The organism is Thermogemmatispora tikiterensis (assembly GCF_003268475.1).
GTDB lineage: Bacteria > Chloroflexota > Ktedonobacteria > Ktedonobacterales > Ktedonobacteraceae > Thermogemmatispora > Thermogemmatispora tikiterensis.
This window is the reverse complement of record NZ_MCIF01000002.1, coordinates 3,392,149-3,412,708: the sequence shown is the minus strand read 5'-3', so window position 1 is coordinate 3,412,708 and position 20,560 is coordinate 3,392,149. Positions and strand designations below refer to the sequence as shown.

15 protein-coding genes are annotated in these 20,560 nt (G+C 62.8%); 11 read left to right on the top strand and 4 right to left on the bottom strand.

The window, feature by feature from the left end; all coding sequences use genetic code 11:
• Window positions 1-16: 16 nt before the first annotated feature.
• Window positions 17-2,686 carry a type ISP restriction/modification enzyme gene (locus A4R35_RS13715; RefSeq protein WP_112430267.1) on the bottom strand — a complete coding sequence of 890 codons (2,670 nt, stop codon included), beginning with the start codon at window positions 2,684-2,686 and terminating at the stop codon, window positions 17-19.
• A gap of 447 nt (window positions 2,687-3,133) precedes the next feature.
• Here A4R35_RS13715 and A4R35_RS13710 point away from each other — a divergent pair, with 447 nt between their 5' ends.
• On the top strand, window positions 3,134-4,816 hold the full coding sequence (locus A4R35_RS13710) for a DUF4129 domain-containing protein (RefSeq protein WP_189361793.1): 1,683 nt from the start codon (window positions 3,134-3,136) through the stop codon (window positions 4,814-4,816).
• Window positions 4,817-5,326: 510 nt separating this feature from the next.
• On the opposite strand, the gene A4R35_RS13705 is transcribed toward A4R35_RS13710, so the two are convergent.
• Window positions 5,327-5,995: a transaldolase family protein gene (locus A4R35_RS13705; protein WP_112430263.1), complete on the bottom strand. Its 669-nt coding sequence runs from the start codon at window positions 5,993-5,995 to the stop codon at window positions 5,327-5,329.
• A 4-nt stretch (window positions 5,996-5,999) separates the two neighbouring features.
• Between A4R35_RS13705 and A4R35_RS13700 the strand changes: the two genes are divergently transcribed.
• Together A4R35_RS13700 and A4R35_RS13695 are read left to right on the top strand one after the other, a co-directional pair.
• Window positions 6,000-7,076, top strand: a complete 1,077-nt coding sequence (locus A4R35_RS13700) for a methyltransferase (protein WP_189361791.1) — start codon at window positions 6,000-6,002, stop codon at window positions 7,074-7,076.
• A 2-nt stretch (window positions 7,077-7,078) separates the two neighbouring features.
• Window positions 7,079-8,689, top strand: coding sequence for an amidohydrolase (locus A4R35_RS13695; RefSeq protein WP_189361790.1), 1,611 nt, complete (start codon window positions 7,079-7,081; stop codon window positions 8,687-8,689).
• A gap of 119 nt (window positions 8,690-8,808) precedes the next feature.
• On the opposite strand, the gene A4R35_RS13690 is transcribed toward A4R35_RS13695, so the two are convergent.
• Entirely contained in the window at window positions 8,809-9,339 is a 531-nt protein-coding gene (locus tag A4R35_RS13690) for a protein-tyrosine phosphatase family protein (protein WP_112430257.1), read from the bottom strand.
• Window positions 9,340-9,584: 245 nt separating this feature from the next.
• Between A4R35_RS13690 and A4R35_RS13685 the strand changes: the two genes are divergently transcribed.
• Window positions 9,585-10,760, top strand: coding sequence for an aminotransferase class I/II-fold pyridoxal phosphate-dependent enzyme (locus A4R35_RS13685; RefSeq protein WP_112430255.1), 1,176 nt, complete (start codon window positions 9,585-9,587; stop codon window positions 10,758-10,760).
• Window positions 10,761-10,827: 67 nt separating this feature from the next.
• Here A4R35_RS13685 and A4R35_RS13680 read toward each other — a convergent pair whose 3' ends face one another.
• Complete coding sequence (locus tag A4R35_RS13680) at window positions 10,828-11,892, bottom strand: LacI family DNA-binding transcriptional regulator (RefSeq protein WP_112430253.1); 1,065 nt, start codon at window positions 11,890-11,892, stop codon at window positions 10,828-10,830.
• Window positions 11,893-12,429: 537 nt separating this feature from the next.
• Between A4R35_RS13680 and A4R35_RS13675 the strand changes: the two genes are divergently transcribed.
• The 7 genes from A4R35_RS13675 (at window position 12,430) to A4R35_RS13650 (ending at window position 20,498) form a co-directional block, all read left to right on the top strand.
• Window positions 12,430-13,953, top strand: a complete 1,524-nt coding sequence (locus A4R35_RS13675) for a sugar ABC transporter ATP-binding protein (protein ID WP_112430251.1) — start codon at window positions 12,430-12,432, stop codon at window positions 13,951-13,953.
• A 13-nt stretch (window positions 13,954-13,966) separates the two neighbouring features.
• Entirely contained in the window at window positions 13,967-15,007 is a 1,041-nt protein-coding gene (locus A4R35_RS13670) for an ABC transporter permease (RefSeq protein WP_112430249.1), read from the top strand.
• A gap of 137 nt (window positions 15,008-15,144) precedes the next feature.
• Entirely contained in the window at window positions 15,145-16,194 is a 1,050-nt protein-coding gene (locus tag A4R35_RS13665) for an ABC transporter permease (RefSeq protein ID WP_112434198.1), read from the top strand.
• A 156-nt stretch (window positions 16,195-16,350) separates the two neighbouring features.
• Window positions 16,351-16,734, top strand: coding sequence for a substrate-binding domain-containing protein (locus A4R35_RS13660; RefSeq protein ID WP_223258334.1), 384 nt, complete (start codon window positions 16,351-16,353; stop codon window positions 16,732-16,734).
• The gene (locus tag A4R35_RS24720; protein WP_223258524.1) at window positions 16,703-16,846 is read left to right on the top strand and encodes a hypothetical protein; all 144 of its coding nucleotides are present in this window, start codon (window positions 16,703-16,705) and stop codon (window positions 16,844-16,846) included. The genes A4R35_RS13660 and A4R35_RS24720 overlap by 32 nt, the downstream gene beginning before the upstream one ends.
• 236 nt (window positions 16,847-17,082) lie before the next feature.
• On the top strand, window positions 17,083-18,321 hold the full coding sequence (rhaI, locus tag A4R35_RS13655; protein WP_223258333.1) for an L-rhamnose isomerase: 1,239 nt from the start codon (window positions 17,083-17,085) through the stop codon (window positions 18,319-18,321).
• 104 nt (window positions 18,322-18,425) lie between these two features.
• Window positions 18,426-20,498 (top strand): bifunctional aldolase/short-chain dehydrogenase, encoded by a 2,073-nt coding sequence (locus tag A4R35_RS13650; RefSeq protein ID WP_112430247.1) that lies wholly within the window; start codon window positions 18,426-18,428, stop codon window positions 20,496-20,498.
• Window positions 20,499-20,560: the final 62 nt, after the last annotated feature.

Genomic DNA, 20,560 nt, shown 5'->3' with positions numbered 1-20,560 from the left:
CCCCTTCCTTTCCTCTTCAGGGAAGCAGCGCTTCCAGGGCGCTTCCGCTTTGGGCCATCAGCTCCTGCGTCTCGGTGAGAATGGCCAGCAGCAGGCGATAGCGCTCATACTCGGCGGCGGTCAGCTCCTGCCCAAGATGCTCCTGCAGCCAGCGTGCGCAGATCTGGTAATGGCCAATGCGGAAGCGCCAGCACTCGGGCGGCAGGCCCTCCAGGGCCTGGCGGGGGTTTACCCAGAGGCGTCCATCCGCTGTATAGTGCACGAATTCGATCCGCAGGTGGGCGGCCTGAGCAGGCGGCAGGACGTAGGCCGAAGGCCGGGGGAGACTGGTCTGCAGGTGCAGTTTGAGTAGACGGCTTCCGATACGGTAGAGCAAACGAAAACTGGTACGATGCGCTGGCAGAGGGCAGCGCGGGAAGTCGCTGCTGAGCTGCTCGCCGTAGCGCTGGCGGTAGATGGGCGCATGCAGAATAGCATAGAGGTAGGCCAGTACGGCCTCTGGCCCGAAGCTGGTGAGCAAATCACCACTCCCCCAGGGCACGAACTGCAGGTTGAGACGGCTCGTCAGAGCGTTAACGAAGGAGGGGGCTAGATTCGGGCGCGGGCACGCCTCTCCCGCACCCTCGAACAGGTAGAGAGGAAAGACGTAGGCGCACTCGCGGGTCGCGGTTGAAAGCAGGCACATGTCGGTCAGGGCGCTGCTGACGAAGACGTGCTGGAAGCTGTCTTGACTCAGCTGGCGCGTTGTAACGAGCAGGATGTTGGGTCGCAGGGCATGGCGCATCAGCGCAAAGCGGTGGTCGCCGGCCTCGATGGCGGGAGGCCAGTAGGCGATACGGCGTGTGTCGAAGGGGCGATAGGCGTAGTCGCGGTAGATCTGCTGAGGTGGCAGTGCGCTGAGCTGACGCAAGAGCCGGGCCTTGTGCTGCGGCGTACCGCGGCGTCTATCGCTGGCGGTTGCACTTGTTCCGTTGATCTCTTCCTCCTGGCTGTGTTCGGCCAGATAGGCAGCAATTTGTCGGGCGATGGCTGCGTCGGAGGGGCCAACCAGCACGGCGTCAAGGTGAGTTTTGATCCCTGTGCCGTAGACTGGGAAGATTTCCGGCAGGGCCGCGTACCGTTCCCATTCGGCCTGGTGAGCCAGGGTGCGCGGCACGAAGAAGTAGAGATGGGGTTGCGGCTGCAGACGCTGCCAGGGGGTGCTCTCCAGGTCCATCCCTGCCAGCCGGGCATATTTCTCGCTGCGTCTGCCACGCAGGGCCGCATAGTGGACGATCGCCCGCCTGGGAGCGGTCCGTGGGCTGCGAGCACTGGCCCGGCGCCTGACAAAAAGGCCAATGGCTACGCCCTGGCGGATGGGGAAAACGTTCTCATCGGGTTCTCTCCTCTCGGCCCGGGTTGCTCGCTGGCTGTTGCCGTGCAGGTCAAGCAGGTAAATTTCGTCAAAGCTGGCGAGCAGGCTTTCTCGCATGCGGCGGTGGGTCAGACCGTCAAGATAGGTGTGGCTGGTAATAAAGGCTAGTAAACCGCAGCCCGCTTGCTCGATATACCACTGGCCGCAGCGCATAAACTTGATGAAGTCATCGTCCAGGTTCAGCTTACGTTCGCCCAGATCGCGCTTGTAATCCTGCAGGAGAAGGCGTAGCCAGGGGTAGCGGGTGGGACGTCCGAAGTTGCCATAGGGAGGGTTGCCGATGAGCACGGGCAGGCCCGTACGGGCCGGTTCCCGGACCAGCCAGAGCAAGCCGTCCCCCAGGGAGAGGCTGAGGACTCCGGGCCGCTGGCGCAGGTCGTAGCCGCAGGCCGCCAGCTTGAGACCGAGGCTGAGATGGGCCACCAGCCAGGGGGCTGGCAGAAGTTCGTAAGCGCGCAGGTTGGGTAAAAGCTGTTCAGCTACGAAGCACGGCCAACGTTCCAACTCCTCCTGCCGCACGAGCTGGCTATAGAGAAACTCAATCAGGCCATGCAGGAAAGCGCCACTGCCGACTGCCGGATCAATGACCTCGAAATTCCCCAACTCGCTCAGGCCCTGGCGCAGGGCGAAGGCCTGCTTCAGCAGAAGGTCGACGCTGCGCACTATGTAGGAGACCACCGGCGCTGGTGTGGCGTAGATGCTGCCCGCCTGGCGCAGGCTGGGGCGGTAGTGATGCAGAAACTGCTCATAGCAGTAGATGAGCGGATCTTGCTCCAGTGCCTGAAACGGAGACGCCATAGCGCGCGTCGCGAGCTGCTTGTCTGCCGCGGGGAGGAGGGCCGCTGCGCTCAGCTCCTGCAGCTCGGCGATGGTCTTGGCCAGCGTCGGGGCCAGCAGCATCTGTCTAAAGGGGGGCTGTAGCGAGAGAGGCAGCCAAGAGAGCACGGATGTCAGCCCATTGTGCTCACGCTCGCGCTGGTGCTCATTGATCTGGCCGGCCAGGGCGGCGGCCAGTACTAGAGAGCAGAGACCTTGCGTGTAGAGGTCGGCGCTCTCCTCTGGGGGCAGGTCTGGTCCGAGCAGTTCCGCGAGCGGCTCCCACGCTCCTGCTTGTACAGCCCGCTCACAGAGAGGGCGCACACGGGTAATGGCCAGGGTAGCCAGCTGCTTTGCCAGGCGATTGCACTGACGCACGATCGCTGGCTGGTGCCGGTAGGTGCGCTGGGGGGTGGCGACCAGCGCCGCTGCTGACGACAAGGACTGGAATGACATCGCTCTTCTCTTCCGCTCTTGCTGACTAACGGCGACCAGGTCCGGCGCTGCCTCCTTCTACCTCGCTGGCGCGAGCCTGGTTGTTGGCCGCCGAGCCTGGCGCCTGCACTGATATATTGGCATGCTGCTCTGAAATTATAGAACGGCCTGGTGCTTAGCTCAGGAGCATAGTCCGGGTCAAAGCAGGCGGAGAAGTGAGTGAGATGGGGGGAGAAGAGGGCACTTTGCAGCTCCCTCTGGCTGGCGATACAATGAAGAGGCAACGCTTCCAGAATGATCATGATCATCCATCACCCGCGCGGCACTCTGCCAGCGGAATGGGGGGCAGAGTGCCCTCGACAGGGATAGCAACTTGCTGCCGCTACCGGGTGTGTCGTTGGCCGAGGCGACATGCGGAGCGACGGTGCAGGAAGCGAGTATGAGGAGCGCGCTGCCAGGGAGAAAGGCGTGAGAGACAAAGATCCTTTGAATGGCGAGCCGGAGCTGCCAGATGATCTGTTAGTGCGCATCGCCCTCGCAGAGCGGAGACGCCGCGAGCGCCTTTCGCAGAGTACCGCCTATCTGCCAGGCGTGCGTACGGCGGGCGAGCGCCTCGTGGCCTATCTCTGTCTCGCTCTTGAGGTCTGTGCCCTGGCCGCCTGGCTGCAGGTGCTGGCTGAGCTGCATCTCTTCATGAGCGCCCAGCCACTACTGCCACTCTGGGTGCTCTTCCCGCTCGGCGCGCTGGCGCTCTGGCTCACGCGCCTCTGGGAGCAGCGCCTTGTGCGCCACACGCCGCCGCTCGATGAATTCGACCGTCCTGGCGAGCCGCTGCCGGGCAGAGGTCTCATTGTGGGCCTGTTGATCGCCAGTGCGCTCTGTCTCTGCTGGCTCAACAATTATGCTGCAGCTTTTCCGCTCTATCATCCAGTCTGGCTGCTCGCGCTGGGCAATGACCTCCTTGCCCTACGACCTGCCGCCTATCGCAGCGTGGCCATTCTCCTGTGTACGGCGCTGCTGGTCTGGCGAGGGGCGAAACGCGCGCGTCAGGAGGCGGAGCCAGCGCTGGTGCGCTGGGCCTTCATCGGGAGCGGCCTGCTGCTGCTCCTGGCGATGCTCATCCACCTCGGTCACGGCAGTGACACTGAGCAGCGCCTGGTCGATGCGGGCACGGTGGTCTTCTTCTTGCTCGTCCCGCTCTTTATCTATTGCGCTCTCCTGGCGCAGGCGCTGGCGCAGGCCATTGCAGAGCGCCGTCTCCATCCTTTCGGCCTGGAAGGAAGCACGCAAGAGCAAGAGCAAGCCATTCTGCTTCTCTTCCTGGGCCTGGCCTTGCTCATGGTGCTCCTCAGTCTGGCGGTTGCCGGGCTGGCGGGTGCCAGTCTTTTTGAGGTACTCCGTCGTGGACTGGCCCTTCTCTCGATCCCGTATGATTGGCTCGTGCGCGGCCTCGCGCAGCTCATCGTCTGGTTGCTCACGCCGCTTTTCTGGCTGCTGCAAGCCTTCCATTTTCAAACTTCAGAGCTAATCATCCATCCACTACGAGGACCGGGCCAGCCGGGCCTCAGACCACCTGGGGAGAGCAGCAGTCTGCCAGCGGGCCTGCTTCTGGCCAGTCGTATTCTGGTGCTGCTCTTCCTGGTTCTGATCGTGGTTGGCTGCGTTCGCCTGATCGGAAGGACCTTGCGCCAGCGACGAGTGCGGCTCTATGAGCGAGGGGAGCTTGAGGAGCGTCACGAGAGCCTGTGGTCTACAGCCCTTTTCTGGAGTCAGATCTGGGAATTGCTGCAGATCCTGGCGAGGAAGTTGAGAGATGCTCTTGTGCACGGACGGCAGGCCGTTGAAGCCCGCTGGCTGTCGAGGCAAGGGATGCGGCAGGAAGCGGCAAGGAGCCTGGAGAGCATGCGGGCCATCTATCGTGCTCTTCTCAAGGAAGCCAGGCAACAAGGCTATCCACGCCTGCCCAACGAGACGCCCCTGGAATATCGGCGGCGTCTGGAGGCCGCCACTCCTCTGGCAGATCCGCGCCTGGAGTGGCTCACGGTGGCTTATCTGGCATCGCGCTATGGTCGACAAGAGCCTGATGCCAGGCGGTTGGCTCAACTACGTGCTTGCTGGGAGGAGCTGCGGAATCGCTGGCACCAGCGCTGAGGGCCTGGTTGGGGTGAGGGATTGCGGAATTGGTAGCGGGATGGGGCAGGTTGGGAGGGTGGGCAGGGTAGCAGGTGAGTGAAAGGGAGACTGGTAGCCCAAACGGGGCGTGATCGGTGGTGATGGAGGGAGAGCCAGGGCGAAGGCAGCGAGAGGGGAGAGAGAGGAAGGGGGGCAAGAAGCCGGGCACAAAAAAGCCTGAAGGGGAGGCGCCCTTCAGGCTTCCGAAGTAACCACCCTCACCACGTTGCGCCGATCCGTGTCGAGCAAGTAGTAGTAGTGAGATGACGGAGAACTGCCCAGAGAGACGTGCCACCCTGCCACGTTGCCTGACCCCAGGAGTCCCGTTTCTCTACTATCCCCCCCACATTTGCCTCGCGCCCGCGGAACCGTTCTCTGAAGCTCGTTACGCCTACATAATAGCGCGCTCAGATGAGAATCGCATGAACGTGGGGGGCTAATCAATGAACATTCTTTCATCGTTCATGTATGCTAGCGAGACGTGAACGATTACAGTTTGTTCATCTTCTCCCAGTCGCGGTTGAAGCGCTGGATGGCCTCCTCGCTGAGCGGGTCACTGATGAAATCGAGCAGGACCTGGGGAGGAGCAGTCAGATCGTGAGCGCCGGCCAGGAGAGCGCGGGCGGCCTCCTCGGGTGTCTTAATGCTTGCCACCAGCACGCGCGTGCTGGCTGGCTCCTGAGAGCGGCAGAGCGAGGACATCTGAGAGATGCGGGCTGTGGCATCGATCCCGGAGCGCTCCAGGCGGTTGTAGTAGGGAATGACGAAATCGGCGCGCACCTGAAGGGCGCAATACGTCTGGGGCACAGTGGTGACGGCGGTAAAAGCCAGCGCATAGCCCTGGCTGCTCAGACGGCGGGCCACGCGCATGCCCACCTGGTTCATCGGGATTTTCGGGATAACACGCTCGGGCGCCATCTCGATGTAGCTGAGGGCCTCACGATACATCTCCTCTTCCTCGCTGGCGCCCGGCTGCATGAAGACATGGCCGCTCGAGGCCTCGAGCAGCGCCTCCAGCACCTGGCGGGGCGAGAGCTGCTGACCGCGCTCACGGGCGGCCAGCAACAGCGTTGGATTGGTGGTCACGCCGGCTAATGGTACCGTGCGGGCCACGTTCGTGATATCATCTATGAAAGCAGTATCAACGTAGAGGGCCATGCGTATGCTCCATCCTCAACTCTTAGCTGACAATGTTCCTTTGCATGCTGAGCAGCGCTTGCTGATCTTAAATTCAGCGGCGGACCCCTTTGTCCAGGTGGCCGCGCGTCAGCTCAGCCGTGGGCGAATCATTCTGGCGGAAGACAACGTCGGCGCCCTTGAACAAGCGTACGCTGTCCCTGCCCGCAGCCAGTTACAACACATTCCTTTCCATGAGTATACGCGAGAAACTTCGCCGAATACCATAGATGTCGCGGTCATGAATCTGCTCTATCAGCCCTCCAAAGCCTGGGTCTACTATGGGCTGGAGGCGGCCCGCTATGCCCTCAAGCCCGGCGGACGTCTCTATGTGACTGGAGCGAAGGATCGAGGGATTCTCTCGATTGCGCGGCGCATGCGCGAGTACTTTGGCAATCTGGAGACGGTAGAGATCAGCAAGGGCTGGCGGGTTGTAGCGGCGGCGAAGACTGCCGAGACGCCTCTCTCTGCCGAGCCGCCGGCTTGGCCGCAGCGCGAGGTCTTTGCCGGTGGTGAGCTGGATGAGGGGACGCGCCTCTTGTTGGAATCGCTGGAGGTCTATGTGACCGATGTGGCGCTCGATCTCGGCTGTGGAGCCGGCTATATTGGCCTGCATATTGCTGAGCGCGCCCGCAAGGGCAGTGTAACCCTGGTTGATGCCAGCCTGGCGGCGGTCGCCCTGGCGCAGCAGCGGCTGCAGGAGAAGGGCCTGAACAACGCCCAGGCTTTGCCCAGCGATGCCACCAGCGCCGTGAGCGGGCAGCGTTTCAGCCTGATCGCGACCAATCCTCCTTTCCATGTGTGGGGCGTTAATACGAAGGCCGTCGGTGAACGCTTTATCCGCGAAAGTGCCCGGCTGCTGACGCCGCGCCGTGGGCGCTTCTACCTGGTGGCCAATCGCTTCTTGAAGTACGAGCCGGTGCTGGAGGAGTGCTTTGAGGAGGTGCAGGAGGTGGGCGGCAATAGTCGTTACAAGGTCCTGCGCGCTACCTCGCCGCTGCGTCCTGGGCGGCGCAGTGAGCGTGCTGACGAGCTAACCCAGCTCTATAAAGGATGGCGTTGAGCATGAGCCGAATAGTCTATCTCAACGGCAGGCTCTATACGATGGATGCCTCTCGGCCCCAGGCCCAGGCGATGGCCGTCGAGCGTGAGAGCGGGCGTATCCTGGCGGTCGGGGACAATGTCGAGGTCCGCCAGGCTGCCGGGGCCCGGGCCGAGCTGATCGATCTGGGCGGCAAGACGGTTCTGCCGGGTTTCATCGACGCTCATATCCATCTGCTGGCCACTGCTTACCGCAGCCACGACATCGACGCGGCGGCCTGCAATAGCGCCGACGAGGTGGCTCAGTTGGTGCGAGAACGCGCGGCCCGTACGCCCCTCGGTGAGTGGCTTGTTGGCAGCCACTGGGATCGCAATCGCTGGCCGTCGCGCGCTTTCCCCACCAGGGAGGTGCTGGATGCAGCAGCGCCCGAGCATCCGGTCGCTCTCTGGAGTAAGGACGGTCATCTGCTGTGGGTGAATTCGCTGGCTCTGGCGCGGGCGGGCATCACCGCCGAGACGCCCGATCCGCCCGGCGGCGCTATTCTGCGCGATGGCAATGGTCAGCCGACCGGCATTTTGCAGGAAGGGGCAGCGATGGAACTGGTCGCTCGTCTGATCTCCCCCCCTTCACCGGCCCTGGCGCGCCAGCTCCTGCAGGAAACGCTCGCGGCGCTCCTGCGCTCTGGCATTACGGCCATCCACGATATCGAAGATCGCGCGGCTTACGAGCTGCTGGCCTCTCTGCGCACGGAGGGACGGCTGCCCCTGCGCGTGCGCATGATCCTCCAGCGTCATCCCTTGCCCGAGCTGCGCGCTGGTCTGCTCAAAGCGGACGAAGAGGATGTCCTGCTGCGCATTGGAGGCATCAAGATCTTCGCTGATGGCACCCTTGGCTCGCAGACCGCCGCCATGCTCGACAGCTACGAGGGCAGTCTCTCAAATTACGGGATTCTGGCTACGCCCGAGGAAGAGATGCGTGCCCTGGTCAGGGAGGCGAGCGAGCTAAATCTGCTCATTGCCATCCACGCTATTGGTGATCGGGCGGCGCGCGTGGCGCTCGACGCCATCGAACTGGCCCAGCGCCATCTGACTGAGCAGGGCCAGCGCCCTGGCGAGCGCCTGCGCTATCGCCTGGAGCATGTGCAGCTGATTCACGCTACCGATCTGGAGCGGATGCGCCGCCTGGGCGTGATTGCCTCGGTGCAGCCCTACCATGCCGTGGCCGATCGTGACATAGCCGAACGCTACTGGGGGGAGCGCCATCGACGGGCCTACGCCTATCGCACCATGTACGAGCGTGGTATTCCTCTCGCTCTTGGCTCTGATGCTCCCGTCGAGCTATTTGATCCGCTACGCATCATCTACGCCGCCGTCCAGCGCACCGATCCCGAGAGTGGGCGCCCCTCCTGGCTGCCGGAGCAGGCGCTCTCGCTGAGCGCTGCGCTCTATGGCTACACCCTTGGGGCGGCCTATGCTGGTGCCGAGGAGGCCGACAAAGGCTCGCTCAGCGTCGGCAAGTTTGGCGACGCCGTGGTCTTGCCCGAGGACCCTTTTCAGATCCCGCCCGAGCGCCTGGTCAGCAACGGTATTCAGGCCACCATCGTGGGCGGTCTGCCGGTCTATGGCGAAGTTTAAGCGAGTGTGGCCCCTGACCCTGGCCGTGGCCGCAGTGGCCGCATGGGCCGCATGGCCTCCGGGCAGATCATCGCGGACGGGGCTGCCGGACGCGCTCGGCTCGGCTCAGTTCAGCTCAGTCAGGCATCGTCAAGAAAAGGCAGGCCCTGCTGGCGATAGTAGCGCTCCAGGGCCTCAATCCACTCCAGCTGCGTCGGTGTCTGTGGCACAAAGCAGCCGCGAGCCGACGAGAGCAGGCCCACGGCCAGCGGCACCGAGTAGCCTGCGCGCACCAGCAGTCCGGCGGCAATCATCGCCGAGCGCCCAATGCCGAGGCGGCAATGGATTGCAATATGCTGACCGGCACACAGCAGCTCATACAGCTCGCTCAGCAGGTCTTGGATCTCGCCATCCAGCGGTGGCCCCTGCAGGTCAGGGATCGGGAAATGGAAATAGCGCAGCCCCTGCTCCTGGCAGGTCTGGGCCTCACGCTGGAGACCAATCTCCTCGATCTCCTCACCCGTTAGCAGCGAGACCAGCACATCTACCCCCGCGCTGCGCAGCATCTTGATGGCCTGTTCCAGCAAGGCGCCGCCCGCTGGATGCCCCATAATGCTCAGACGCTGATCCTTCAACAAATCAACAGTGTACAATCCTCTCACCACAGCCATCTTGCAACGTTTGACTCCCTACCAGATACCAGACTAGCTAGATGAGACCAGAGAGGCGGGCGGCGGGCCAGCTCAGTGGTCCTGCCCTGCCGGACAAAGACATCAGGCCGCTCCGTCGGCTCGGTCGAGTGCAGGTCAGACTCACCAGGCACTCGCCTCTCTCCCCCAGAGCGGCATATACTGGGAGTATACCAGAGAGGTATAATAGTCTCAACTGATCAAAGCTTTGTGAGGAGCACACAGGCATGGCTACTGCTGCTCGGCGTGTAGCGAGCTTTGGGACTACTATTTTTACGGAGATCAACGTCCTGGCACAGCAGCACAACGCCCTCAATCTGGGGCAAGGGAGACCCGATTTCGATACCCCTCCCGACATCATTGCCCAGCTCGTGGCGGCCTTGCAAGCCGGCCAGTACAATCAGTACGCCCCGGGACCAGGGACGCCCTCGCTGCGCCGCGCCGTGGCCGCTCACGCGGCGCGCTTCTATGGCTTGGAGATCGACCCGGAGCGCGGCGTCATTGTGACCGCGGGCGCTACCGAGGGCATCTTTGCCGCCGTCCTGGGCCTGGTTGATCCTGGCGATGAGGTCATTGTGATCGAGCCATTCTACGATTCCTATGTACCTAATATCCTCATGGCCGGCGCCACGCCCGTCTACGTGCCGCTGCATCCACCCCAGTGGACCTTCGACCCCGCTGAGCTGCGCGCCGCCTTCACGCCTAAAACACGCGCTCTCATCCTCAATACCCCACATAATCCCTGTGGACGCGTCTTCTCGCGTGAGGAACTGGCCTGCATCGCTGAACTGTGCATCGAACACGATGTAACTGTCATTGCCGATGAGGTCTACGAGCATCTGATCTTTGACGATGCGCGCCATATTCCCATTGCCACCCTGCCTGGCATGTTCGAACGCACCGTGACGGTCAGCAGCTCGGGTAAAGCCTTCAGCGCCACCGGCTGGAAGATCGGCTGGGTCTATGGTCATCCCGACCTGGTGGACGGTGTCGCTCGTGCCCATCAGTTCATCACCTTTGCCGTGCACCATCCCACCCAGGAAGCCATTGCCTACGCCCTGAGCCTTCCAGATAGCTACTACCGGGGCCTGAAGGAGCTATACGAGCACAAGCGCCAGTTGCTCTTGCAGGCTCTCGATGCTGCGGGCCTCCCGTATCGAGTGCCCGAGGGCACTTACTTTGTCCTGGCCGACTTCTCACCGGTCTTCAACGGCACGCCGCTCGAATTTGCGCGCTATCTTATCAGCGAGATCGGCGTCGCCGGTATTCCCCCTGAGACCTTCTACTGCCCTGAACACTCCCATATCGGCAGCAAATATCTGCGCTTCTCCTTCTGCAAAAACGACGAGACCTTACTGCAAGCAGGTGAGCGCCTGGCAAAACTGGCCATCAGGCGACGTTAGAGAGCGAAGAAGCAGTTTGGGATAAGCAGCAAGTAGGGAGCAAGACGAGGCAGAGGCGGGTAGGCGCTCAGGGAGAGGTAGGAGATGCGCCCGGTCGCGTGAAGCGGGAGCGCCGCGGACGGCGATAGCTACTGGATTCGCGTACAATCAGCTCGGGCTGGTAGGTAAGCTGGCGGTGCTCGTGCGTAGTGGGATGGTCGGCCTCATCCAGGAGTAGCTCGGCAGCGCTGCGGCCAAGCTGATACTTGGGCTGGCGCACGGAGGTCAGCGGCGTCGAAAGCATGCCGGCAAAATCAACATCGTCGTAGCCGACGAGGGCAAAGTCGCGCGGGATCGCAAAGCCGCGCCTGGTGAGGCCGCGCATGACTCCCAGAGCCAGCAGATCGTTGGCGCAGAAGATGGCTGTTGGGCGCTCAGCCTCGCTCACACTCAAGATCTGCTCGACAGCGCGCTCTCCCTCGCGGGCATTCAGAAAGGGCCTGGTAACCTCTAAGACTACCTGAGCGGGATCAGCGCCTGCCGCGCGCACCGCCCGCTGCACGCCCTCCAGACGATCGGCGCATTGGCGAATCGAATGCGGGCCATTGACAAAAGCAATGCGCTCGTGTCCCTGGGCCAGCAAATGCTCCACAGCCAGCTCGCCCCCATGCACATCGTCGACGGCCACCGAGCACAGATCTGACTGCCGACTCGGACGGTCCAGCAAGACCACAGAGATGCCGCGCTTGCGCAGGCGATAGAGATGGGTGTGGTCATCAAGCACGGGGGTGATCAGCACACCGTGCGCGCGCTGCTCTTCCAGCACTCGCAGATAGTGGGCCTCGCGCTCAGGCGAGTCGTCTGAATTGCAGAGGATGACCACGTAACCAGCCTCGCTGGCCACATCCTCGACGCCGCGCGCCACCTCGGTAAAGAAGGGATTGGCCACATCAAGCACGACCAGGCCGATATAGAGGCTGCGCCCGGCGCGAAGCTGGCGCGCCGAACCATTGCGGACAAAACCCAGCTCGTCAATGATGCGCTGCACGCGCTGCCTTGTCTCTTCCGCTACCAGCTCGGGATGATTCAACACATTAGAGACGGTCCCAAGCGAGACACCGGCCCGCTCGGCTACCTCACGAATACTTGGCATGCACGCACTCCATAGACAGAAGCGAAATCCATAGGCATGAAGATGATAATGATAAGGCAAGCCCCCTAGTGCTGCAGGCGGTCTGGCGGTCGCTCCCTCTCAATATGGGCCGCTCCTGCGCGCTGGGCTGGGGCGAGGTTCTCGTCGCTGTGCATTATTCAGCCTGGGTCGCGCCGCAATCTACCAGGGGCAGAAGGTCCTGTCTTGGCCCTGGTGGCAATCAGGAGGGCCGCTGAAGCCACATCCTCTGCTGACTGACCCGACTGTATCACAAGATAGTATGCCACAACTGTCTGCCCTCTGGCCATCTTCCTGCCGTTTGCCCTGCGCATAAGGGCGCTCTTCCCCTTGACAATCAGGCTGGCCTCGATTATACTCTCAGCATTGAAACGTTTCAATTAGCAGCCGGCCCATGCACCCCGGCCAGAGCGAGCCAACGACCAGGCTCACTGACTGGCCGATTGCCTGATCGTCGAACGGATCAGCGGATAGAATGTAGCACTGATCGTCTGCGAAAGACACTCACCAGGGGGAACTATGGAAGTTGCCGCGCCGCAAGCGGCGGTGCCCGTGATCGAGCTGGTCGGCGTTAGCAAGCGTTTCGGGGCCATTCAAGCCCTCAAAGAGGTGGACTTGAGCCTCTATGCGGGCGAAGTCCATGCGCTGGTAGGCGAGAATGGTGCCGGCAAAAGCACGCTGGTAAAGATTCTGGCAGGCGTGCACCGCCCCGATCGTGGTCTCCTCAAAATCAACGGCGAGGCGGTCGAGCTGCGCAGCCCCGCGCAGGCTCAGGCTGTTGGCATTGCTGTCATCCATCAGGAACCGACCCTTTTCCCTGATCTTGACGTGGCCGAGAATGTCTTTATGGGCCATCAGCCGCGCGATCGCCTGGGGCGCATCGATTGGCGCCGTATGTATCGCGAGGTAGAGCAGCTGCTGCAATCGCTGGGTGTGGAGCTGAATGTCTATCTACCGGTGCGGGGCCTCTCGGTGGCTGATCGGCAGTTGGTCGAGATTGCGCGAGCCTTGTCGCAGGATGCACGTGTCTTGATCATGGATGAGCCGACAGCCTCACTCTCGCCGCGCGAGGTGGAGGACCTCTTCACCATCGTCGAGCAGCTGCGGGCGCGGCAGGTGGCGATCCTCTTTGTCAGCCATCGCCTGGAGGAGGTCTTTCGCCTGGCCAGCCGCGTGACGGTCCTGCGTGATGGGCAGCGGGTGATCACAGCTCCAGCTCAGGATCTGACACCCGAAGAGACCGTTCGTCACATGGTAGGGCGAGAGCTGGCGGCTCTCTTCCCCAAAGAGGAGGCAGCAGTTGGTGAGGTCGTGCTGGAGGTACGCCATCTGTCCCGTGCCGGTGTCTTCCGCGACGTGAGCTTTCAGCTGCGGCGTGGCGAGATCCTCGGGCTGGCTGGTCTGGTTGGGGCAGGCCGCACTGAGGTGGCGCGCGTCCTCTTCGGCATCGATCAGGCCGAGAGCGGTGAGATCCTGGTTGACGGGCGCCCGGTCAGCATCCGTTCGCCGCGCGATGCCATGCGCTATGGTATCGCCTACGTCCCCGAAGATCGCCATCAGCAGGGCCTCGTCCTCGATTTCTCCATCGCCCGAAATATCACCCTTTCTATTTTGCAACGCGTCGCGCGCTTCTCACTGATCAGGTCGCGCCAGGAGCTGAAAATCGCCGCCGATTATGCTGAGCGCCTGCGCGTGCGCGGTGGGCGCCTGACCCAGCCGGTGCGCGCCCTCTCAGGTGGCAATCAGCAGAAGGTAGTGCTGGGCAAATGGCTGGCGACCGAGCCGCGTATCCTCATCCTTGATGAGCCGACGCGTGGCATCGACATCGGCGCCAAAGCCGAGGTCCATCGCATCATCTCCGAGTTAGCCGCGCGTGGTCTGGCCATCCTCCTGATCTCCAGCGAGCTACCCGAGATTCTGGCCATGTCGGATCGGGTGCTCGTCATGCATGAGGGCTGCGTCACTGGCCTGTTCAGTCGCACCGAGGCCGATCAGGAGAAAGTCATGCTGGCAGCAACGGGACAGAACAGACAGAGCAGGTGAGCGAGGTACGTGCATGAGCACAACAACGACCCGTGTAGAGGAGTCGCGCGGGCGCGTGCGCCCCGGCGGCAAGCGCCTTGTGGCCCTGGTGGGCCGTGTGCGAGAGCTGGGCTTGATCGTCGTGCTGCTGGTGATCGTTGCCCTGGTCGGTCTGCAGACGCCGCGCTTCCTGACGCCGGGCAATTTCGAGCAGATCCTGCTCTCGATCGCCATTTTGGCCATTGTGGCAGTCGGCGAGACAATGGTGATCCTGACGCGCAACGTGGATCTCTCGGTCGGCTCTACCGTTGGCATGACCGCTTTTGTCTGCGCCGACGTTTTGAAGAACCATCCGCAGACGCCGGTGATTCTGATTATCTTGCTTGGCTGCGCCCTGGGGGCCGTTCTGGGGGCGGTCAACGGCCTGATTGTGGCCCTGGGAAGGGTGCCGGCCATCGTGGCGACGCTGGGGACGCTCTATCTTTACCGCGGCCTGGACTCGTATATCGCGGGCGGAACGCAGGTGAGCGCCTACGACGTGCCAGATAGCTTCCTCTCCCTGGCAACCACCCATATTCTGGGAGTCCCGGCTCTGATTGTCTTTGCGGCAGCCATCGCCCTGATCTTTGCCTATCTGTTGCGGGCGACCCGCACCGGTCGCGAGCTGTATGCCCTGGGAAGCAATCCCGAGGCGGCGCGCCTGGCCGGCTTGCGCGCTGAGCGCCTGATCTTCCTGACCTTTCTGCTCTGTGGCCTCTTGAGCGGCTTTGCTGGAGTGCTCTGGGGCGCACGCTTTGCGACAGTCGATTCGGGGGCGGCGACGGGCCTGGAGCTGCAGGTGATCGCCGCGGTCGTCGTGGGCGGAGTGAATATCTTCGGCGGCTCCGGGACCATCCTGGGGGCGATGCTTGGCGCGATCGTGCTCGGAACCATTGATAATGCCTTGACCTTGTTGAAGCTGTCGCAGTTCTGGCTGCAGGCGATCGATGGCGCCGCTATTCTGGCAGCGGTGACGCTGGATGCCCTGATTACGCGCTGGCTCCAGCACCGCCTGCGCGGTGGGAGGCAACGATGAGTGATTCGTCCGAAGTCAAGCAGCCTGCGCTCGACCTCGATGCTTCCTCTGCAGCTGCTCCTTCGGCGCCGGCATTAGCAAAAGAGGACCGGCGAGCAGCTGCCTCGGGTGGCGGTCTCGCTCGTTTGCTGGCCTGGATGCGCTCGTGGGAGGCGTTGCTGCTGGTGCTGCTGGTGCTCGCTCTGGCGCTGGGGAGTGCGCTCTCTCCGTATTTCCTGAGCCTGTCCAACTTCTCGCTGCTGATCAGCGATATGATGGAGAAGGCGCTGATGGCCCTGACCATGACGCTGATCGTGATCGCCGGGGAGATCGATCTCTCGGTGGCCTCGATTCTGGGGCTGGCGAGCGTCGTACTCGGCTACACCTGGAGCCACGGCCTGCCACTGGGTCTGGCCATTGCTCTGGTCCTGCTGATTGGCGCCCTCTGCGGCCTCGTCAATGGCCTGGCGGTCACGCGCCTCGGCCTCCCCTCGCTGGTGGTCACGTTGGGCACACTGGCCCTCTTTCGTGGCCTGGCCTATGTGGTCATGGGCGACCAGGCGGTGAGCAATTTCCCGCCAGCCTTCACGAACTTTGGCTTCGGTACGGTGCCGGGTACGCTGATCCCCTGGCCGTTCGTCCTCTTCGTTGCTCTGGCACTGATCTTCTCCTTGCTCTTGCATCGCAGTACGCTGGGCCGGCAGATCTATGCCATTGGCAGCAATAAGGAAGCGGCTCGCTTTGCCGGCATCCGCGTTGATGATATCAAGCTACTGCTCTTTGTCCTCTCGGGCCTGGTGGCGGCCCTGGCCGGTGTGGTTTTCACGGCGCGCTTCTCCAACGCGCGTGCGGATAACGCCCTCGGCTTTGAGTTGGATGTGGTGACGATTGTGTTGCTGGGTGGGGTCAATATCTTCGGCGGCAGCGGCAGTCTGCCCGGTGTGGTGCTCTCGCTCTTGATCATTGGGGTGTTGCGCAACGCCCTGGGCCTGGCGGATATCAGCGGCGATATCCAGAATATTGCCGTGGGCGCGCTGCTCATTCTTTCGGTGTTGGGGCCTAATGTGGTTCGGCGTTTGCAAGAGGCGGCCTCGCGCAGACGCGCGGCTGACAATGGGCCTGCTGGCGGGCTGGCCCGCGGAGCCGCGCTACCTGCGCCTGAAGAGACAGGAGCTGCCCGCGCCCGCGAGCGAGGGCAGCGCCACTAGCCCGGCTGACTGGCCTGATCGGCTGGTCGGGCCCGGCGCTGACTCGACCCTCGCCTGGCATGGTGCCCTGTCTCGGAATAGATGTGCTGGTTGTCATCACCACTACCACACCAGGACGCTCCGCTTGCGGGAGCGTTGGTAAGGAGGAGGAAAACAGTGAAGACGCTGTTGCGTACACTGCTCACCGCTCTGTCTGTGGCAATGCTGCTGATGCTGGCTGCCTGCGGTGGCAGCAGCAGTAGCGGGAGTGGCAGCTCGGGCGGAAGCTCCGCTTCGCTCAATATTGCCTTTCTCCCCAAAGCGATCAACAACCCCTATTTCGATACCGCGGCCAATGGCGCCAAGCAGGCAGCCACAGAGCTGAAGGGGCAGTTCAAGCAGGTTGGCCCGACGGAGAGTAGCGCGGCGGCACAGGTGCCGTTTATTAACACGCTGACAGAGCAGCATGTGAGCGCTATCGTGGTCTCGGCCAACGATCCCAACGCCCTGGCGCCGGCCCTTAGCCCTGGTGGAGGGCAAGATTACGGGGAAGCCGGGTGAGAGCTTCAACGCCGGCAAGCTCGGTACGAAGACCATCGGCCCTAATAATGTGGTCCTGCTTGGCCCACCAACGGTCTTTAACAAGGATAACATCGACCAGTTCAACTTCTAGGGCTGCCGACGGCGTCGCAACCGCTCCGCTGATGGGCACTGGCCTGCGGAATGGGCTGCGACGCCCGACCTGGCCGGAACCCGATTGGGCTGGCTGGCGGCCCGCTGCCTGTGAAGACCAGGCTGCGGCTCGCTGCGCCAGCCTCGGGCCAATTTGTTGCACTCTTGTACCCCTGTTCCGGTATTCCCATGCAGTGCAGCTATGCAGTGCTGTGTAGCGAAGTGAAGGAGGTTCGCTTGAAGCAAGAACAGGATCAGCCAAACGTAGGCCGCGACCGGCTTGCCAGTGAAGAGCTGGGCGCGGCTGAGCGGCGCAGCGTGCTGGAGGCTATCAAACGCTTTACGATCGAGACGCCTTCCTGGGGCTACGGTGACTCAGGGACTCGTTTTAAGGTCTTTCACTGGCCTGGGGCGGCCCGCAATTTACGCGAAAAGCTAGCCGATGCGGCCCTGGTCCATCGCCTGACGGGCGTCTGCCCGCGGGTGGCCATCCATATTCCCTGGGATAAAGAAGATGACTGGGAGGCGGTCAAAGCTTACGCTGCCGGACTGGGCGTCCGCATCGGGGCGGTCAACCCCAATCTCTTTCAGGATGAGGAGTATCGCTTTGGCAGCCTCTGTCATCCTGATCCAGCGGTGCGCCGGCGCGCCGTGCAGCATGTCCTGGAATGCATCCAGATCGCGCGTGCGGTCGACTCCGATACGATCAGCCTCTGGCTGGCCGATGGGACAAACTATCCCGGCCAGGACGATTTGCGAGCGCGCAAGCACCGTCTGGAGGAGACCCTGGCCGAGATTTACGCTGCCCTGGCGCCTGGCATGCGCCTCTTGATCGAATATAAGTTTTTTGAGCCAGCTTTCTACCATACCGATCTGGCCGATTGGGGAATGGCCTATACCCTGGCGCGCAAGCTAGGACCGCAGGCGCGCGTCCTGGTCGATACCGGGCATCATCCCCAGGGAACCAACCTGGCCCATATTGTGGCTTTTCTGCTTGACGAGGAGATACTCGGCGGCTTCCATTTCAACGATCGGCGCTATGCCGATGATGACCTGATCGTCGGCTCACAGCATCCGTTTGAGCTGTTTCTGGTCTTCAATGAGCTGGTTGCTGCAGCCAGTCAGCCCCAGGCGCCGCGCATTGATTACATGATCGATCAGTCGCACAACATTGAACCCAAGATCGAGGCTATGATACAGTCGGTGCTCCATATCCAGAGTGCCTACGCCCGCGCCTTGCTCGTCGATCGCCAGCGTCTGAGCCAGGCTCAGGCCGCGGGGGATGTACTTGGAGCCTACCGGGTGCTGCGGGATGCCTTTGAGACCGATGTTCGTCCTCTGCTGGCGCAGGCGCGCGAGGAGATGGGCCTTGATCCTGACCCCATTGCTGCCTTCCGCCGCAGTGGCTACGCCGACGAAGTGGCGCGGACACGCCCGGCCAGTAGGAGCGGAGCAAGTGGCTATCCAGGCGCCTGATATCTCTGATGGCCAGGTGATAAACGGACAAACAAGCAAACCTGGCCGGCTGCTCTCAGGGCATATTCTTGTCTTGTCTGGCTTTGGAAAGGGGAGACGACACTATGCCGCGCAATCTCTGGCGCGATGATGATGTTCGGGGACAAGAGACTGACGAGGTCGCGCTGTTACTCTACCGCTCGCATCTACTGGGGCGCGATCGCAGCCTGGCCAACTGGGGCGGTGGCAATACCTCGGTCAAGCTGACTCAGCCGGATTTCCGCGGGCGACCCACGCGCATCATGTGGGTCAAAGGCAGCGGCTCCGACCTGGCGACCATGACAATGGCCGACTTCGTGCCGTTGCGCCTGGACGATGTACTGCCGCTGGAAGAGCGTGAGGCCCTCAGCGATGAGGAGATGGTGGCTTATCTGCTCCATTGTCTTGCCGAGCCGGGGCGTCCGCGGCCTTCGATTGAGACCCTGCTGCATGCCTTCTTGCCCTTCGCCCACGTCGATCACACGCATCCCGACGCCATTCTTGCCTTTGCTAACGCCCAGAACGGACGCCACCTGGCAGAGGAGGTCTTTGGCCGGCGCCTGGCCTGGATTCCTTATATTCGTCCAGGCTTCACCCTCGCCAGGCAAGTGGCCCAGGCAGTGCGGACCAACCCCGAGATCGAACTGGTCATTCTCGAAAAGCATGGCCTGGTGACCTGGGGTGAGAGCGCCCGCGCCTGCTATGAGCAGACGCTGCGCGTAGTGCAGGAGGCCGAAGACTTCGTCGCTGCCGAGCGTCAGCGCCGTGGGCGGACAACAGTCCTGGTTGCTCAGCCCGGGCTGAGTGCCGCCGAGCGAGAGCAGCTGCTGACAGCCATCCTGCCCGGCCTGCGTGGCCAGCTCAGCCAGCCGCAGCGTATGGTCCTGGCCGTCGACAACAGCGAGGAGGCCCTGACCTTCGCCAGCGCTCCCGAAGCGCGCGAGGTAGCCCGTCGCGGCTCCGCCTGCCCTGATCACCTGGTGCACACACGACACTGGCCGGTCTGGGTGCCCTGGGAGCCAGCCCAGGGGGCCGAAGCGCTCCAGGCCGCCCTGCGTCAGGAAATCACGGCTTTTCGCCACAACTATCAGCGCTACTTTGAAGAATGCCATCATCCGGGCGACGTCCTGCTACATGCCAATCCACGCATCGTGGTCGTGCCGCACCTGGGCATCATCGCCAGTGGGCGCGATGCCCAGATGGCCGGAGTCGCCCGCGACCTCTATCAGCGGGCTGCTGCCGTGATGCGCGCCTGTGAAAGCATTGATCGTTTTACTCCGCTCTCCGAGCAGGAAGCCTATGACATCGAGTACTGGCCGCTGGAACTCTACAAACTGACGCGCCGCCCGCCCGAGAAAGAGCTGGCCGGGCGCATCGCCCTCGTGACCGGCGGCGGCAGCGGCATCGGGCGCGCCACAGCGCTGCGCCTGGCCGCCGAGGGGGCCCACGTCGCCATCCTTGATCTCAACCCCCAAAGTGCTCAAGAAACCGCCGACGCCATTGCCCAGCAGTATGGCCAGGGGCGCGCGCTGGCCTGTCCCTGCGATGTCAGCGACGAGGAGCAGGTTGCCGCCGCCTTCGCCGCCACCGTGCGCGCCTACGGAGGACTCGATATTGTCGTCAGCAACGCTGGCTTCGCCGCTGCAGCCCCGCTGACCGAAACCCGCCTGCAGGACTGGCGCAAAGTCTTTGATGTGCTTGTTCAGGGCTACTTCCTGGTGGCACGCGCCGCCTTCCGCCTCTGGCAGGAGCAGGGCATCGGCGGCAGCTTAATCTTCATCACCTCTAAGAATGCTGTCGTGGCTGGCAAGGAAAACAGCGCCTACAGCGCCGCCAAGGCCGCGGAGCAGCATCTCGCGCGCTGCCTGGCCGAGGAGGGCGGCCCGCTAGGCGTGCGGGTCAATGTGGTCATGCCCGATGCGGTGCTGCGCGGCTCCGGCATCTGGAGCAGCGCCTGGCGCGAGGAGCGGGCCCGCGCCTATGGCATTGCCCCCGAGCAGCTGGAGGACTACTATCGTCAGCGCACCACCCTCAAGGTCAATGTCTTCCCGGAGGACGTTGCCGAGGCTGTGCTCTTTTACGCCTCCGATCGCTCCTCCAAGACCACCGGCAGCGCCCTCACCGTCGATGGCGGCGTTCCAGCTGCCTACCTGCGCTAGGGCCGGCCTGCGCAGCTCGGACACTGGCGCAAAAGCGAGCAGAGCGAGAGAGAGGAACGTGA